A 16,424-nucleotide genomic window follows, 5' to 3' on the forward strand; every position below is an offset into this window, starting at 1 on the left:
TTTCGACGGGCATTCCATCGAAGAAACGAAGGAATACCCGTGCGTTAGAACAGTCGCGGCGTACCGACCCAGACCACCACCGACTCGATCTTCGCGGTGTTGACCCAGCTGTGCGGGACCGTCGACTGATAGTGCGAACTGTCGCCGGCTTGCAGGACGAACGTCTTGCCTTCCAGCGTCAGCGACACTTCCCCTTCAATCACGTACAGGAACTCCTCTCCTGCATGTGTCGTCACCTCCGACCGTTTCTGCCCCGGCGGCATCCTCACGAGGATCGCCTCCAGCTGGCGCCCTTCGGACACGTTCGTCAGCCTCGCGAACAGGTTCGCCGAATCGGCAAACCCGAAGAAGCGCAACTGATCGCCTCGGCAAACCGAGCGTTCCTCGCTCGGCGTATCCACGAAGTACTGCACCGTCACACCGAGCGCATGCGCGATACCGGCCAGCGACGTCAGCGACGGCGACGCGAGCCCGCGCTCGACTTGAGACAGAAACGGCTTCGAAATCCCCGCGGCGGTAGCGGTGTCGTCGAGCGTGCGCTTCAGACGTTGGCGCAACGCGCGAATCTTGCTGCCGAGTGCGACAGCGTCTGCCGATCGCGAGTTTTCAGTGGGGGGAATCATAGCAGGCCGAAAAGTGGTCGTCAAAAAATGTTTGATGGAAAGTAACTAAGTTAATACGAGATGGCTTAATCTTCGGGTTCGCACACGCCTTCGGCGTTGAGCCCGGTGCACTAAACAGGGCCCGAAGCGAGCGAAACGACGCGCTATCTTGCCAGACTCGCCGGCTTCACAGGCAAGCTGCAAGCGGCTCTCCGGGAATCTGCGGAGAACGCGCGCCAAGCTTACAAGTAGATGATGAGACAAATGTTCCTGAAAGCTGCTGCCACATCGGGAGTTTCCCTAAGTGGCGCGGACCTGACGCACCGGACCGGCAAACGTTACCATTCGCGCGCCGGTCGGGGCCGCGCTCCGCCTTCCCGGGCGGAGTCCGACCCCGGCCCGGGCCAACCGCCCGACTGCTCCATCGCCGACGCAAGCCTACCCGGCCCCAGTGCTCCGGCGCCAGTTCGACCCTCAAGGCGACGCGCGATCCGCGCCGTCCGTTTCAAACGAGATTGATGATGCACGCACCTGTTTCACAGACCCGATCGTTTACGACGGTCTTCCTCATCGAAATGTGGGAGCGCTTCGGCTACTACGGCATGGCCGCGCTCCTGGTCCTCTTCATGGTCGACCGCCTCGGCTTCACCGACAGCCACGCGAACCTGACCTGGGGGGCATTCACCGCACTCGTCTACGCCGCGCCGTCGATCGGCGGCTGGATCGGCGACAAGGTGCTCGGCGCGCGCCGCACGATGATCATCGGCGCGTGCGTGCTGTGCGCCGGCTACCTGATGCTCGCGGTGCCGAACGATCGCCTGACGTACATGTACGCGTCGCTCGGCGTGATCGTCGTCGGCAACGGCCTGTTCAAGGCCAACGCGGCAAACCTCGTGCGCCGCATCTACGAAGGCGACGACGCGCGCATCGACAGCGCGTTCACGATCTATTACATGGCGGTCAACATCGGCTCGACGGTATCGATGCTCGCGACGCCGTGGATCAAGGATCACTGGGGCTGGCACACCGCGTTCGCGGTCTGCTGCGGCGGCATGCTGCTCGCGATCCTCAACTTCATGCTGATGCACCGTACGCTCGCGCACGTCGGCTCGCAGCCGGACGACGAACCGATCCGCTGGAAGCGCCTCGGCGCGGTCGCGGCCGGCGGCGTCGCGCTCGCGCTGATCACGCTGTACGTGCTGCAGCACAAGCAGCTCGCGGTCGCCAGCGTGTGGACGGCCGCGTTCGCGATCCTCGCGATCTTCGCGTACATGATCGCGAAGTCGGAGCGCTCGGAACGCGCGGGCCTGATCGCGGCGCTCGTGCTGATCGGCCAGGTGATCCTGTTCTTCATCTTCTACGTGCAGATGTCGACGTCGCTGACGCTGTTCGCGCTGCGCAACGTCGATCCGCGCTTCATGCTGTTCGGCACGACGCTGTTCACGTGGAGCGCCGCGCAGTTCCAGGCGCTGAACCCGATCTGGATCATGCTGCTGAGCCCGGTGCTCGTGTGGGTCTACAACGCCGTCGCGAAGGGCGGCCGCGACCTGCCGGTCGCCGCGAAGTACGCGCTCGGTTTCGGCGCGGTCGCCGCGGGCTACCTGGTGTTCACGATCAGCGGCCGCTACGCCGTCGACGGCCGCGTGTCGTCGTGGTTCATGGTGTGGGGCTACGGCCTGTACTCGCTCGGCGAGCTGCTGGTGAGCGGCCTCGGCCTCGCGATGATCGCCCGCTACGTGCCGGCGCGCATGAGCGGCTTCATGATGGGCGCGTATTTCGTCGCGACGGGCGTGTCGCAGTATCTGGGCAGCGTCGTCGCGAACTTCGCGCAGATGCCGTCGCACGAACTGCCGGCCACCGAATCGCTGCCGCTCTACCTGTCGCTGTTCGAGAAGCTCGGCTGGCTCGCCGCGATCGGCATGCTGCTCGCGCTGCTGCTGCTGCCGCTGATGAACCGCCTGTCGCGCCAGCATCAGCGCTGCGCGGAAGAGCGCCGCGAGGAAGCGCTGCAGACGCAGGTCGCCGCCGCGCAGTAAGTACTATCCCTCGGCGTGCGGCTTGCACGCCACATTCTCCCGCCAGGTGCGCGAACGCGTCCTACACTGGTTGCAGGCAATGCATCCGCTTCGCGAGATGCGCACGGGTGGGAGAGCACGATGAAAAGCAAGACGACGCGGCTTTTGAGGATCCTGTCGGACATCCGGCACGCGCAGCGCTGCACCGCGATGCGCGCCGCCCGGGCCGCGGCCGAAGCCGACGCGGTCCTCGCGGAGCGCGACGACCCGGCGCAGGACGAACGCGACGACGCCGAAGCCGACGACGCAACCGCCCCGCCCCGCTCCCGTATCGGCTCACCTCACTGACGCCGCGCGGCGCCTGCCGCGCCGCATGCCCCCTTACGCGCGCCTACGCCGCCGCGCCGCGCCATCGCGCGATCCACGTTCCCGAACCGGCCACCGCCATCATCAGCCCGAGCGCGCACGCGTCGGCCACGAGGCCCACGCCGACATGCCGCAGATCGGCGCCGCGCACGACCGGGTGCAGCAGCGAGTCGATCACGAGCGAGATCGCCGCACCCGCGACGAAGCAGATCAGCCCGCGCTGGCCGACCGCCACGACGGGCCGCACGCCCTGCGCGATCCGCGCGATCCAGCCGAAGCGCACGCAATCGGCCATCAGCCACGCGACGGCCGCGAAGCTCACGACGCGCGGCAGCGCGAGATCGCGCTTGAGCACGCCTTCGGGCACCGGCAGCCCCGAGAACAGCTTGTAGCTCGCACAGCCGAGCACGATCGCGCACGCGAGCCCGGTTGCCGCGGCGCCCCAGCGGCCGAGCGCGATGCGCCGGTAGAACGGCTGGCAGCGCGCGAGCACGCCGGCGACGAACATCAGTTGCCACGCGAACGGGTTGAAGCTCCAGCGGAAGCCGTCGGTGTCGAGCAGCTCCGGGCCGAGCCAGCCCGCCGCGAGCCACGACGCGGCGCTGATCGCGACGAGCAGCCACGGATGGCGCCGCGCGAACGGCACCAGCACCGGCGACGCCAGCGCGAACAGCACGTACATCGGCAGCACCGACGCGAGATACGGCTGGCGCTGGAACGTCAGCAGCTCGGCTGCGCCCGTGAGCGGCGACGCGAGCATCACGCTGACGTCGTCGAGCGCGAGGTTCGGCGCCTCGATGCCGTAGTGGTCGAGCACGGCCGACACGACGAGCATCAGCGTCGACGTCGCGAGAAACGCGCGGTAGATCTGCATCGCGCGCCGCACGAAACGCCGTTGCGCGGCGCGCGCGCCGTGCCGCTCTGCAATCGCGCCGTATGCGCTCGCGGTCGCGAAGCCGCCGAGGAACACGAACACCTCGGCCGCATCGCACAGCGCGAACGCGTGCAGCGTCACGCGCGACAGCACGCTCGCGCCGATGTGATCGACGACGATCATCAACAACACGAGCCCGCGGAAGAAATCGACTTCGATGAGGCGGCCGCTGCGCGACGACGGCACCGTGGCGGAATGCAACGGCCTCAACGACATGAGCGCACCTGTGCGGCGGCGGTGCGACGCGCACCGGAGAAGGGATCGGAAAAAAGCAGGCGAGCGCGATCGGCGGCGATACGCGTATGCTCGCATCGCGCCAACCCGGCCGGCCCGGCACGGAGATGACCGTTCATTGAAAAGCCGCATACGAAGGGAAGTCGGTCAGATCAGTTTAATGACCGATCAGGGGAGACCCTAAGTAACAAAGTGCAACCGAATCTTCTCTTCGATTACAAGCGCGCGTGTTGCGCGGCGAAGCAGGCAGCGTCGCCAGATTCGCGTCAGCGCGGCGCCAGTCGGCGGTCAGTATCGAGGGATTCGGCGGAGCAACGAGCACGACTCGGCGGTCGACGATGCACGCGATGCGCGCCACGTTCCGCACGGCCGGCGCATCGTGACGACGCGCTTATCCGCGCGCGGGCAGGCGCCGCATCAGCATCGCGCTGTGCCAAGCGGTCAGCGCGACGGCGACCCAGATCGGTCCGTACGTCGCGAGCTGCGCGACGCTGAGCGTCTCGCCGAGCAGCAGCAGCGACACCACGACGAGCAGCACGGGCTCGACGTAGCCGAGAATGCCGAACAGCGCCATCGGCAGCATCCGGCTCGCCTTCAGATAGCTCGCGAGCGCGAGCGTGCTGAGAATGCCGAGCCCCGGCAGCAACGCGGCCCACAGCGTCGGATGGCCGGCGACACGCGTCGTGCTCGTCGCGACCATCGCCAACGCGATCGGGCACAGCAGCACGATCTCGATCGCGAAGGCGGCCAGCGAATCGGCGTTGATGCGCCGGCGCAGCACGAAATACGGCGGATAGCCGAGCGCGACGACCAGCGTCGGCCATGCGAACGCGCGCGTCGCCCACACCTCGTGCGCGACGCCGAGCGCCGCGCACGCGACCGCCGCCCATTGCAGCGGGTCGAGCCGTTCGCGATAGTAGAAGCGGCCGACGAGCACCATCGTCAGCGGCAGCAGGAAATAGCCGAGCGACACTTCGAGCATGCGCCCGTGCAGCGGCGCCCACAGGAACAGCCACAGCTGCACGCCGAGCAACGCCGCGCTCGCCGGCAGCGCGATCAGCAGGCGCCAGTCGCGCGCACCGCGCCGCGCAAGCTCGGCGAGCGCCGGCCAGCGGCCGCGCAGCGCGATCAGCGCAAGCGCGCCCGGCGCGGTCCACACGACGCGCCACGCGAAGATGTCGAGCCCCGTGAGCGGCGCGAGCAGTTTCGCGTAAGCCGACATCAGCGCGAACAGCGTCGACGCCATCACCGACAGCATGAGGCCGCGCCCGGCTTCCGGATACCCCGTCATGATCCGTGCCGCTTACTGCTGCTGAAAGCGCTCGAAGCGCCGCTCGGTCTGGCGTTCCTCGAAGGTCACCTCGGTCACGCGCGCGGCGGGCGGCCCGTGACGCAGCCATGCGAGCATCCGGTCGATCTGCGCGCCCGGCCCCTGGATCATCGCCTCGACGGTGCCGTCCTCGAGATTCGCGACCCAGCCGCGCAGCTTCAGCGCATGCGCCTCGCGCACCGTCGCATGACGAAAGCCGACGCCCTGCACGACGCCGCGCACCCGCACGTAGTAGGTCTCGATCCGTTCGTCCAGTTCATTGCGGCTCATCGCGTCGCCCTCCCGTTGCATTCAAGCCCGGCATTGTATTCGCGTCGGCCGCTTCGCACACGCGCCGGCCGGGCGTCGCCGCGCACGCCGACCACGTACAATCTCGCCGATGCCCAACCGCCGCGCCGCGCGCGCGGCCCTGAAGGAAACGCATGACTGATACTTCCCGCGATCTCGTTCTCGTCACCGGCGCGTCCGGTTTCGTCGGCTCGGCCGTCGCGCGCATCGCGCAGCAGAAAGGCTATGCGGTGCGCGTGCTCGTGCGCCCGACCAGCCCGCGCACGAACGTCGCGGATCTCGATGCCGAGATCGTCACCGGCGACATGCGCGACGAGGCGTCGATGCGCGCCGCGCTGCGCGGCGTGCGCTACCTGCTGCACGTGGCCGCCGACTACCGGCTGTGGGCGCCCGACCCCGACGAGATCGAGCGCGCGAACCTCGAAGGCGCGGTCGCGACGATGCGCGCCGCCCGCGCGGAAGGCGTCGAGCGGATCGTCTACACGAGCAGCGTCGCGACGCTGAAGGTGACGAGCGCCGGCGACCCGTCCGACGAGAACCGGCCGCTCACGGCCGAGCAGGCGATCGGCGTCTACAAGCGCAGCAAGGTGCTCGCGGAGCGCGCGGTCGAGCGGATGATCGCCGACGAAGGATTGCCCGCCGTGATCGTCAATCCGTCGACGCCGATCGGCCCGCGCGACGTCAAGCCGACGCCGACCGGCCGCATCATCGTCGAGGCCGCGCTCGGCAAGATTCCCGCGTTCGTCGACACGGGGCTGAACCTCGTGCACGTCGACGACGTCGCGCACGGCCACTTCCTCGCGCTCGAGCGCGGCCGGATCGGCGAGCGCTACATCCTCGGCGGCGAGAACCTGCCGCTGCAGCAGATGCTCGCCGACATCGCGCAGATGACGGGCCGCAAGGCGCCGACGATCGCGCTGCCGCGCTGGCCGCTGTACCCGCTCGCGGTCGGCGCCGAAGCGGTCGCGAAGTTCACGAAGAAGGAGCCGTTCGTCACCGTGGACGGGCTGCGGATGTCGAAGAACAAGATGTATTTCACGTCCGCGAAGGCCGAGCGCGAGCTCGGCTACCGTGCGCGCCCGTACCGCGAAGGGCTGCGCGATGCGCTGGACTGGTTCGGCGCGGCGGGCTACCTGAAGTAACACAAAGCGGCGCACCTCGCGCCGCTTCGCGCACTTTGTTACACGTCGCGCACGGACCGGTATCGGCGCAGCGGTTAAAATCGCGGGTCTTACGCAGAGAAGACACGCATGAACCTGAACGATCAGATCGCTTCGCTCGCCACGGGCGTCGATCAGCTCCTCCACGATCACCACGCCGCCCAGCAGGCGGCCCGCAGCGCGGAAGCCTTCGCGCGCGCCGCGGCGGCGGAAGCCCGGGCCGCGGCCGAGCGCCACGCGGCGGCGGAAGCCGAAGCGCAGGCCGCCGCGCAGCGCCACACGGCCGCTGCCGCCGATGCCGAAGCCGCGCAGCGGCGCCACGCCGACGCCACCGCCGCCGCCGAAGCGGCTGCCCAACGTCATACGGATGCAGCCGCGCAAGCCGAAGCCGCTTCCCAGCGCCATGCGGAAGCCACCGCGCTGACCGAAGCGCTCGCGCAACGTCACGCGGATGCCGAAGCCGCATCGCAGCGCCACGCGGCGGCGATCGCCGAAGCCGAGGCCGCCGCGCAGCGCCATCACGCCGCCGCGACCGAAGCCGAAGCGGCTGCGCAACGCCATGCCGCGGCGACCGCCGAAGCCGAATCCGCCGCGAAGCGCCACGCGGAAGCGACCGCCGAAGCCGAGGCCGCCGCGCAACGCCACGCGGCCGCGATCGCCGAGGCCGAGGCGCTCGCCCAGCGTCACGCGCAGGCGCTCGCCGACACGCAGGCGGCCGCCCAGCGCCACGCCGAAGCCACCGCCGAGGCCGAAGCGATCACGCGGCGTCACGCCGAAGCGATCGCGCAGGCCGAAGCCGCCGCGCAACGCCACGCCGAAGCAACCGCCGAAGCCGAAGCCATCACGCGGCGCCATACCGAAGCGATCGCCCAGGCCGAAGCGGCCGCGCAGCACCACGCGAAGGCCATCGCCGACGCCGAAGCGCTGGTCGAGGCCGTCGTCACGGAAGCCGCGACGAGCGCGGTTACCGCCTCGGCCGCGACAGCCGACGTCGTCGAGCCGGCAGCGGCGGCACAAGCGCCCGTGAGCCCGGCCGCGCCGGCTGTGGTTGATGCGGTCGAAACGGTCGAAGCAGCCGACGCCCCCGCCGATACCGAGACCGCACCGATCCCGGCTGCACAAGCCGAAACCGCGGTTGAAGCCGGCGCTGCTGAGCCCGCCGACAAGGCGACGCTGCAAGTCGCGCGCCCGTCCCAGAATGAACTCACGCTGACCATCAACGGCGAATCGATCACGCTGCATCCGGAGCAACTGGGCCAATTGATTGAGGAACTCGCGCACGCGCGCGCGTCGATGCAGCCGGAGCCGCCGCCCGGCATCCCGGCCGGCTGGCGTTTCGTGACGACGAAGAACCCGATGATGGCCGTGCAGAAGCAGTCGAACGGCGACCGCCTGCTGGTCGCCCGCCATACGGGCTACGGTTGGGTGCCGTTCACGTTCTCGCCGGACGTCGTGATCCAGATGTACATGATGCTGACGCAGCGGTAAGCGCGCGCATCGGCCGGAAGCCGGCCGGAAAGCAAACAGCCCGAATCGGCTTGCGTCGATCCGGGCTGTGTGTTTTCAGGGTTCCGGTTGATCGGGACGGCCGGTATCCGTCGGCGTAACTCAGCGCTCCACCGGCGCCTGCACGCGCGCCTTCCACTGGCCGCCCTTGCCGCGCCAGTAACGCCACGCGGACGCGAACGTCGCGCCGACGTAGAACAGCGCGACGAGCGGCAGCGCGGGCGCCCACAGCGGCGAGCGACGGTAATAGCGTAGCATCGGCGCATACGCGGCGCACATCGACGCCCACGCGAGCCACGCCGGCCACGCGCGCGCGCCGTAGGCGAGCGCGGCGACGGGCGGCACCAGGTAGATGATCGTCATCCCGAGCAGCGTGCCGGCCAGCAGCAGCGGCGAATAGTGGAGCTGCGTGAACGCGGTGCGCGCGATCATGTTCCAGATGTCGCGCCAGCTGTCGTACGGGCGCAGCGACACGCTGCGATCGGCGAGATCGAGCCGGATCGGATGGTGGCCGCTGCCGCGATGCTTGATCTGCGCGGCGAGGCTGCAGTCGTCGATCAGCGCGCCGCGAATCGATTCGATGCCGCCCGCTTCCTCGAGCGCCGTGCGCTTCACGAGCATGCAGCCGCCGGCCGCGCCGGCCGTCCGATTGCGCGGGTTGTTGATCCACGAGAACGGATACAGCTTCGCGAAGAAGAACACGAACGCCGGGATCAGCGCCTTTTCCCAGAACGAGTCGCAGCGCAGCCGCACCATCAGCGACACGAGATCGCGATTCTCGGCCTGCGCGCGCGTAACGAGCTGCGCGACGGCATCGGCCGGATGGCCGATGTCGGCATCCGTCAGCAGCAGGTAGTCGGCCGGCAGGCCGAGCGTCTGCACCGCCGCGATCCCCTGCGACTGCGCCCACACCTTGCCCGACCAGCCGGCCGGCAGCGGCTTCGCGCTCAGCACCGTCAGCCGGTCGGCGCGGTTGATCGCGAGCGCGGCCGCGCGTGCCGCATCGGCGGTGCCGTCGTCGCTGTGGTCGTCGACGATGATCAGATGGAACGCGCCCGGATAATCCTGCTCGAGCAGCGAAGTCGCCGCGCGGGCAATCACGTCGGCTTCGTTGCGTGCCGGCACGACCGCCACGACGGCCGGCCAGCCGGCTTCGGCCGCGGCGCCGCGGGCGTCGGGCGGCAGCGGCCGCGCGGGCTGCGCGCGCCAGAAGCCGCCGCGCGCGACGAGCAGCACGATCCAGATCGCCAGCGACAGGCCGGACACCAGGAAAGCGATCGCCAGCATCATCGGCCTGCCTCCTGCCGGGCGCCGGCTTCGGCGGCGCGAATAAGGGTCGGAAACGAAACACCCAAATCCGCATGGGCGGACGGGCAATACGCGTAAGAATCGACGGTCATCGAATGGCCTTGAAATGAGCGCGATGGCGGGCAGCCGGAGCGGCCGACCGCGAAACCGCGCAGTTTACCGGGTTCCGCGCGGGCCAGCGCCGACGCCGCTCTCCCGCAATTGCAACGGTTCGACACGGCACCAAAGCAAGGACGGCGCGATAGGGTTAAAATGCGCGATTAATTCGGGGTTCCGGGGCCTGGCCGGCCGGTTCGTTCCTGCCTTCATAACACCAAGCCGGGGCGAGCAAGCGTGTGCCAGCGCCTCGACCCCGGCGTCTGTCGTCGGAGTTCGCTCACTTATGCGAGTCATCCTTGCCCAGCCCCGCGGCTTCTGTGCGGGGGTTGTCCGTGCGATCGAGATCGTCGATCGCGCGCTGCAACAGCACGGTGCGCCGGTCTATGTGCGTCACGAGATCGTGCATAACCGGCATGTCGTCGAAAATCTGCGTAATAAAGGGGCACGATTCGTTGAGGAACTCGACGAGGTGCCGCACGGCGCCGTCGCGATCTTCAGCGCGCACGGTGTCGCCCAGACGGTCGAGCACGACGCGCAAGCGCGCGGGCTCGACGTGCTCGACGCGACCTGCCCGCTCGTCACGAAAGTGCACGTGCAGGGCCGCCAGTACGTCGCGGCGGGCCGCCGGCTGATCCTGATCGGCCACGCGGGCCACCCGGAAGTCGAGGGTACGATCGGCCAGATTCCGGCCGAGGTGATCCTCGTGCAGAGCGAAGCCGAAGTCGATACGCTGACGCTGCCCGTCGATACGCCGGTCGCGTACATCACGCAGACCACGCTGTCGGTCGACGACACGCGCGGCATCATCGAAGCGCTGCAGCGTCGGTTCACCGACCTCGTCGGCCCGGACACGCGCGACATCTGCTACGCCACGCAGAATCGCCAGGCCGCCGTGCGCGAGCTGAGCGAACAGGTTGACGTGCTGCTCGTCGTCGGTGCGACGAACAGCTCGAACTCGAACCGCCTGCGCGAGATCGGCACCGAAAGCGGTGTGCCGAGCTATCTCGTCGCCGACGGCTCGGAAGTGAAGCCCGAATGGTTCGCGGGCGTGCAGACGGTCGGCCTGACCGCCGGTGCGTCGGCGCCCGAGGAAATGGTCGAGGATGTAATCGGCGCGCTGCGCGCGCTGGGGCCCGTCGATGTCGCGACGATGGCGGGCCGTGAAGAAAAAGTCGAATTCAAGTTGCCGGCGAAGCTCACGCAAGCTGTCGCCCGCGAAGTTTAAGGAGGACATCCCTTGTCTATTCCGCTGCTCCAGCAAGTCCGTGTCGGCGCCTACATCGTGCGCCAGCACCTGTCCGGCAACAAACGCTATCCGCTCGCGCTGATGCTCGAGCCGCTGTTCCGCTGCAACCTCGCGTGCAACGGCTGCGGCAAGATCGACTATCCGGATCCGATCCTGAACCAGCGCCTGTCCGTCGAGGAATGCCTGCAGGCCGTCGACGAGTGCGGCGCGCCCGTCGTGTCGATCGCCGGCGGCGAGCCGCTGCTCCACAAGGAGATGCCGGAAATCGTCAAGGGCATCATGAAGCGCAAGAAGTTCGTGTACCTGTGCACGAACGCGCTCCTGATGGAAAAGAAGATGGACGACTACCAGCCGAGCCCGTATTTCGTCTGGTCGGTCCACCTCGACGGCGACAAGGACATGCACGACCATTCCGTGTCGCAGGAAGGCGTGTACGACAAGGCGGTCGCGGCGATCAAGGAAGCGAAGCGCCGCGGCTTCCGCGTGAACATCAACTGCACGCTGTTCAACGATGCGATCCCCGAGCGCGTCGCGAAGTTCTTCGACACGCTGGGCCCGATCGGCGTCGACGGCATTACCGTGTCGCCGGGCTATGCATACGAGCGCGCGCCGGATCAGCAGCACTTCCTGAACCGCGACAAGACGAAGAACCTGTTCCGCGAAATCCTGAAGCGCGGCGAAGGCGGCAAGCGCTGGTCGTTCAGCCAGTCGTCGCTGTTCCTCGACTTCCTGGCCGGCAACCAGACGTACAAGTGCACGCCGTGGGGCAACCCGGCGCGTACGGTGTTCGGCTGGCAGAAGCCGTGCTATCTGGTCGGCGAAGGTTACGTGAAGACCTTCAAGGAACTGATGGAAACGACCGAGTGGGACAACTACGGCGTCGGCAACTACGAGAAGTGCGCGGACTGCATGGTCCACTGCGGCTTCGAGGCCACGGCCGTGATGGACACGATCTCCAACCCGCTGAAGGCGCTGCGCGTGAGCCGCAAGGGCATCAAGACCGACGGCCCGTTCGCACCGGACATCTCGATCGCGAAGCAGCGTCCGGCCGAGTACGTGTTCTCGCGCCACGTCGAGATCAAGCTCGAGGAAATCCAGCGCGCCGGCAAGGGCAAGCTGCAGAAGCCGGCGAAGTCGGCGACGGCCGCTTAAGCGCGCCGCGCCGTGCGAAGGTTCGCGCCTTCGCAGCGGCCACGCATCGAAAAGCGCCACGGAGTTCGCTCCGTGGCGCTTTTTGTTTTGACGGACGCCGAGTGACGCATTTGCGCTGGCGCGCCTGCGCGGAGGCGACCGTCGATTGCCTAGCTTCGCGACTCCGCTGCGGCGATCAGTTGCCACGCGGTCGGCCCCGGATCGAGCAGCGGGTCGGACGGCGGATCGAGATCGTGCGGATGCGCCTCCTCGGACGGCAACGTCTGCGCTTTCGCAATACCGATCTCGTCGCCGCACACGGTGCATCGATAGATGCCCGCCACCGTCACCTTGCTGCCCGGCGGCAGGTTCTCGCTGAATGCGCGGCCACTTCCGCACGTGAAGTAGCCGCCGCTCCTGTATAGCGCCATCGCTCCTCCTGACTGAAACGAATGCGTTCGCGTCGACACGCACGTTCGTCGCCAACGCGAGGATGGATCGTCATCGCCCGGCTCGCCGGGGTTCCAGTCATGTCATTAAACGGCGCGCGGCCGCGCGAAGGAATCAGACGCGTATGAAACACGGCCCGCGGGCCGCCACTCAATGCAGAACGGCCGGTTCCCGCATCTTCGCCGCGGCCTGCGCGACCAGCCCCGGCTGTTCGGCCGTAGCGAACGTGCAGACATGACGCCACAGCTCCGCCAGCCGATGCCGCGTGAGCGTCGCGACGCATGCGTCGTTCGCGGCGAGCACGCGTTCGAGCACCGCGCATTCGTCGTCGTGCAGCGTCCACGCCCCGCTTTGCGCGGCGCGCGCCACGCTCGCGTCCAGCGCGCGCTCCGCGTCGACGCACAGGTCGACGGTCGCATCGGGACAGACTGCATCGTCGAGCGCGAGGAACACCAGATACACGCTCGTGCGCAGCCGCATCAGCAACGTTTCGCTACCGTGCTCGCCGCGCAGCGCGACCAGCGCCATGTGGCACTTCAGCGAGATGTCGCGTGCATGCGCGGGCGGCAGCGGCAGCAGCCATTCGCGCGTCAACGGCGGATGGCGGCGGCCTTTTCGGGCAGCTTTCATGATTCGCCCTCGCGCGCGGACGCGCCGTCCTCCGCCGCCCCGGGCCACGCGCTGCGGCACGCGACGGCGCTGCGGCCCGCGTCGCGCAGGGCGTTCGCCCGGCGTCGCATGCCGTGCACATCGGCGCGCCGTCGCGTCGCGCACGCTTGCGGCAGCCTGCGTATCGCCGACGCACGCAACACGCCGCACCATCGGTCGGGGCATGCCATGTTCGTCTCCTGCGTCAAAACGTGTTCTCGCCCTTCAGGTAGTACGCGGTTTTCACGAAGAACGCCTTCACCGGATGGCCGCTCTGCGCGTCGCGGGCCGCCCGCGCTTCCATCGCGGCCTTTTCGTCGCGCCACCGGTCGGGCATCGGGTTGTTCACGCGCTCGAGCGCCCGCTGCATCGCGAGCGGATAGTTCTGGTTGCCGACCGTCGTCGCGCGATAGCCGGCACGCGTCATCTGCATCAGTTGCACATCGGTTTCGGCACGTGCCGCCGACCAGGTCAACGGCGCGGCATGCGGCGTGTCGCCGGCGCCGATCGACTGCGCGAAGCCGACGGCCGGCAGCGCAGCGAGTGCGCAGGAAAGAACGGTAACGGGAACGAGGGATCGCATAGTGGCCTCCAGATGGTTGTCCCCGCATCGATCCATCATCGATGCGTTGAAATCATCGTATGTCGGGGCGCATGTCGCTTGAATAGCCGAATCCGCAATTGTTATTTTCAGCCGCGCATTCGGCGTGCGGACGGCGTCGCTCGCGAATCCCGTCGAAATGGAATTTCTTTATTTCATTCAACGATCTGATCGGATCTTTACCGGCGATTCGGTAGGTGCTCATTCCGCTCTTTCGATTTCGGAAATGACGTGTTGCCGGTGCGATTCCGGCCGGCGCGCCTGCCCGCAAGGCTGCGGCGTGCTATCGCGCACACGGATACCGCGGAGACGACCTCATCGGATCAACCGATTCTTCGATATAGGACAAATCATCCGCATCGGCTTGCCGGATCGAGACGCGACGCAATCGACTAGGACGCGCGATAATCACGCATCGGCCGTTTCGCACGGCATCTCCGGCATTTCCCTTTTTAATCGAGTCTCTCCATGGCCGCCCTCGACACTACCGCCATCGACAGCTGGCACGCGCACGTCTATTTCGATGCGGCGAGCCGCGACGCGGCCTGGGCGTTTCGCCAGGTCGTCGACGCGCGGTTCGGCGCGGTCATCGAACTCGGCCGCTTTCATGAACGCCTCGTCGGCCCGCATCCGGCCTGGTCGTACCAGATCGCGTTCGGCGCCGCGCGATTCGACGACATCGTGCCGTGGCTCGTGCTGAACCACGGCGCGCTCGACATCTTCCTGCATCCGAATACCGGCGACGACCTGCGCGATCATCGCGATTGCGCGGTGTGGATCGGCAAGTCGCATGAGCTGAACCTCGGCGCGCTGGGCGGCTGACGTCCGGACCGAGCTGCCTTGGGCGCGAGGGGCTTGCGGGCGGCACGATCGTGTCCGGCACATGCGGCATCCACGTTTCGGCCCGCGCTGAAACGTCTGGCGGCATCGCGCCGATACAGTGGTTCCGTTATCCACGCGTGCCGCCACCGCCATGACCCTCGCCGACCACACCGATGCGCACCGCATTCATCAGAACTGGCACGCCGCCGTCGTCGCGCGCGATCTCGACGCGCTGATGTCGCTCTACACGGACGACGCGATACTCGAAACGCCGCTGATCGTCGTCGCGCTGCCCGGCCACGGCTCCGGCATGCTGCGCGGCAAGCCCGCGATCGGCGAATTCTTCGCGGCCGGCCTGCGCAATCCGGGAAACCGGCTCGGACGCTGGTACCGCACCGGCGTGTTCTTTTCGAACGGACGGCAACTGACGTGGGAATATCCGCGCGCAACGCCGGACGGCGATCAGGTGGATCTCGTCGAGGTGATGGATCTGCGCGACGGGTTGATCGCGCATCATCGCGTGTACTGGGGATGGGTCGGGTTCAACGTGCTGCGCGGCGCAGCATCGACGGCCGAGCGCGCATGACCGCCGCCGCGCCGAAGCGCTCGCCCATGCGGCACCGCGCGCTGCTCACGCGACATACATCGCGACGCTGACGAACTGGCACAGGCTGCCGGCCAGCACGAACAGATGCCAGATGCCGTGCCCGTGGCGAATGCGTTCGTCGTTGATGAAGAAGTAGATCCCCGCGCTGTAGATCACGCCGCCGGCCACGAGCCACGCGGTGCCGATCGGCGGCAGCGCATGGATCAGCGGCCGCACGGCGACGAGCGCGAGCCAGCCCATCAGCACGTACAGGATCATCGACAGCAGGCGCGTGCGACGCCCGAGCGTGAGTTCCTGCACGATGCCGAACACGGCAAGCCCCCAGCTCACGCCGAACAGCGACCAGCCCCACGGGCCGCGCAGCGTGACCAGCGTGAACGGCGTGTAGCTGCCGGCGATCAGCAGGTAGATCGCCGAATGGTCGCATTTCTGCAGGATCGCCTTCAGGCGCGGGTTGCGCACGCTGTGATACGCCGTCGAGATCGCGTAGAGCAGGATCAGCATCGCGCCGTACACGCTGAAGCTCACCACCTTGTACGGATCGCCTTCGAGCGCGCCCATCGTCACGAGCGCGACGAGACCTGCCACCGACAGCACCGCGCCGACGAGATGGGAAATGCTGTTGAAACGCTCACCGACATGCACGACGTGTTCTCCTGCGGGGGCCATCGGGAAAAAAAGAAGCCCTATGATACCGGCGGCCGGATATCGCCGTGCTGCGCCCCGGCAAACGGCTGGCGTGCGCCGTGTGATGCGCGGCCGGCCCGCCCCCCCAAAAAAAACGCCGCGATAGCCATCGCGGCGCTTTCCGTTTCGATACCGAACCGATTCGTCAGTTCATTGCAACATTGCAACGACCCGGTTCAGCAACACTTCCCCGCCCCCGACCCGTACCGCGCATTCTGACGCTCGCGGAAGAATTCCTCGTACGTCATCGGCTCGCGGTCCGGATGGGTGTCGCGCATGTGCGCGACGTAGGTATCGTAGTCGGGCAGGCCGACCATCAGCCGCAACGCCTGCCCGAGGTAACGCCCCGCGCTGCGCAGGTCGCTGCCAAGATCGGTGAACATCGCGGCC

At 67.7% G+C, this 16,424-nt stretch carries 19 protein-coding genes; 8 read left to right on the plus strand and 11 right to left on the minus strand.

Features of this window, described 5'->3' with window-relative positions; all coding sequences use genetic code 11:
• Positions 1 to 44: 44 nt before the first annotated feature.
• Positions 45 to 623 carry a cupin domain-containing protein gene (locus WS54_RS12390; RefSeq protein ID WP_059780148.1) on the minus strand — a complete coding sequence of 193 codons (579 nt, stop codon included), beginning with the start codon at positions 621 to 623 and terminating at the stop codon, positions 45 to 47.
• A 497-nt stretch (positions 624 to 1,120) separates the two neighbouring features.
• Here WS54_RS12390 and WS54_RS12400 point away from each other — a divergent pair, with 497 nt between their 5' ends.
• Positions 1,121 to 2,638, plus strand: a complete 1,518-nt coding sequence (locus WS54_RS12400; protein ID WP_034205910.1) for a peptide MFS transporter — start codon at positions 1,121 to 1,123, stop codon at positions 2,636 to 2,638.
• A gap of 120 nt (positions 2,639 to 2,758) precedes the next feature.
• Positions 2,759 to 2,965 carry a hypothetical protein gene (locus WS54_RS12405; protein ID WP_034205909.1) on the plus strand — a complete coding sequence of 69 codons (207 nt, stop codon included), beginning with the start codon at positions 2,759 to 2,761 and terminating at the stop codon, positions 2,963 to 2,965.
• A 43-nt stretch (positions 2,966 to 3,008) separates the two neighbouring features.
• On the opposite strand, the gene WS54_RS12410 is transcribed toward WS54_RS12405, so the two are convergent.
• From WS54_RS12410 to WS54_RS12420, 3 genes are all read right to left on the minus strand, one after another.
• On the minus strand, positions 3,009 to 4,133 hold the full coding sequence (locus tag WS54_RS12410) for an OpgC domain-containing protein (RefSeq protein ID WP_059780149.1): 1,125 nt from the start codon (positions 4,131 to 4,133) through the stop codon (positions 3,009 to 3,011).
• 409 nt (positions 4,134 to 4,542) lie between these two features.
• Entirely contained in the window at positions 4,543 to 5,442 is a 900-nt protein-coding gene (gene rarD / locus WS54_RS12415; protein ID WP_034205907.1) for an EamA family transporter RarD, read from the minus strand.
• A 12-nt stretch (positions 5,443 to 5,454) separates the two neighbouring features.
• Positions 5,455 to 5,751: an acylphosphatase gene (locus tag WS54_RS12420; protein WP_034205906.1), complete on the minus strand. Its 297-nt coding sequence runs from the start codon at positions 5,749 to 5,751 to the stop codon at positions 5,455 to 5,457.
• A gap of 152 nt (positions 5,752 to 5,903) precedes the next feature.
• On the opposite strand from WS54_RS12420, the gene hpnA reads away from it, so the two are divergent.
• Complete coding sequence (hpnA, locus tag WS54_RS12425; RefSeq protein WP_059780150.1) at positions 5,904 to 6,911, plus strand: hopanoid-associated sugar epimerase; 1,008 nt, start codon at positions 5,904 to 5,906, stop codon at positions 6,909 to 6,911.
• A gap of 108 nt (positions 6,912 to 7,019) precedes the next feature.
• Complete coding sequence (locus WS54_RS12430) at positions 7,020 to 8,417, plus strand: hypothetical protein (protein WP_059780151.1); 1,398 nt, start codon at positions 7,020 to 7,022, stop codon at positions 8,415 to 8,417.
• Between the two features lie 120 nt (positions 8,418 to 8,537).
• On the opposite strand, the gene WS54_RS12435 is transcribed toward WS54_RS12430, so the two are convergent.
• Positions 8,538 to 9,725 (minus strand): glycosyltransferase, encoded by a 1,188-nt coding sequence (locus tag WS54_RS12435; RefSeq protein ID WP_059780152.1) that lies wholly within the window; start codon positions 9,723 to 9,725, stop codon positions 8,538 to 8,540.
• Positions 9,726 to 10,125: 400 nt separating this feature from the next.
• Here WS54_RS12435 and ispH point away from each other — a divergent pair, with 400 nt between their 5' ends.
• Together ispH and hpnH are read left to right on the plus strand one after the other, a co-directional pair.
• Positions 10,126 to 11,067 carry a 4-hydroxy-3-methylbut-2-enyl diphosphate reductase gene (ispH, locus tag WS54_RS12445; protein ID WP_034205903.1) on the plus strand — a complete coding sequence of 314 codons (942 nt, stop codon included), beginning with the start codon at positions 10,126 to 10,128 and terminating at the stop codon, positions 11,065 to 11,067.
• Positions 11,068 to 11,079: 12 nt separating this feature from the next.
• Positions 11,080 to 12,240, plus strand: coding sequence for an adenosyl-hopene transferase HpnH (gene hpnH, locus WS54_RS12450; RefSeq protein WP_006480287.1), 1,161 nt, complete (start codon positions 11,080 to 11,082; stop codon positions 12,238 to 12,240).
• 149 nt (positions 12,241 to 12,389) lie between these two features.
• Here the strand turns inward: hpnH and WS54_RS12455 are convergent, their stop codons facing one another.
• From WS54_RS12455 to WS54_RS33645, 4 genes are all read right to left on the minus strand, one after another.
• A complete protein-coding gene (locus tag WS54_RS12455; RefSeq protein ID WP_006485063.1) occupies positions 12,390 to 12,650 on the minus strand; it encodes a hypothetical protein in 261 nt (86 codons plus the stop codon).
• Between the two features lie 169 nt (positions 12,651 to 12,819).
• On the minus strand, positions 12,820 to 13,299 hold the full coding sequence (locus WS54_RS12460; protein ID WP_034205902.1) for a hypothetical protein: 480 nt from the start codon (positions 13,297 to 13,299) through the stop codon (positions 12,820 to 12,822).
• Positions 13,300 to 13,522: 223 nt separating this feature from the next.
• Entirely contained in the window at positions 13,523 to 13,900 is a 378-nt protein-coding gene (locus tag WS54_RS12470) for a hypothetical protein (RefSeq protein ID WP_059780154.1), read from the minus strand.
• Positions 13,901 to 13,952: 52 nt separating this feature from the next.
• The gene (locus WS54_RS33645) at positions 13,953 to 14,123 is read right to left on the minus strand and encodes a hypothetical protein (RefSeq protein ID WP_159086673.1); all 171 of its coding nucleotides are present in this window, start codon (positions 14,121 to 14,123) and stop codon (positions 13,953 to 13,955) included.
• Between the two features lie 263 nt (positions 14,124 to 14,386).
• On the opposite strand from WS54_RS33645, the gene WS54_RS12475 reads away from it, so the two are divergent.
• Positions 14,387 to 14,740, plus strand: a complete 354-nt coding sequence (locus WS54_RS12475; protein WP_059780155.1) for a DOPA 4,5-dioxygenase family protein — start codon at positions 14,387 to 14,389, stop codon at positions 14,738 to 14,740.
• Positions 14,741 to 14,891: 151 nt separating this feature from the next.
• Positions 14,892 to 15,326 carry a nuclear transport factor 2 family protein gene (locus tag WS54_RS12480; protein WP_059780156.1) on the plus strand — a complete coding sequence of 145 codons (435 nt, stop codon included), beginning with the start codon at positions 14,892 to 14,894 and terminating at the stop codon, positions 15,324 to 15,326.
• Between the two features lie 45 nt (positions 15,327 to 15,371).
• On the opposite strand, the gene trhA is transcribed toward WS54_RS12480, so the two are convergent.
• Positions 15,372 to 15,992, minus strand: coding sequence for a PAQR family membrane homeostasis protein TrhA (gene trhA / locus WS54_RS12485; RefSeq protein WP_059499534.1), 621 nt, complete (start codon positions 15,990 to 15,992; stop codon positions 15,372 to 15,374).
• Positions 15,993 to 16,210: 218 nt separating this feature from the next.
• Positions 16,211 to 16,417: a YbdD/YjiX family protein gene (locus WS54_RS12490; RefSeq protein ID WP_011881067.1), complete on the minus strand. Its 207-nt coding sequence runs from the start codon at positions 16,415 to 16,417 to the stop codon at positions 16,211 to 16,213.
• Between the last annotated feature and the right edge of the window lie 7 nt (positions 16,418 to 16,424).

Origin of the sequence: Burkholderia sp. NRF60-BP8, assembly GCF_001522585.2 — a bacterium.
Lineage (GTDB): Bacteria > Pseudomonadota > Gammaproteobacteria > Burkholderiales > Burkholderiaceae > Burkholderia.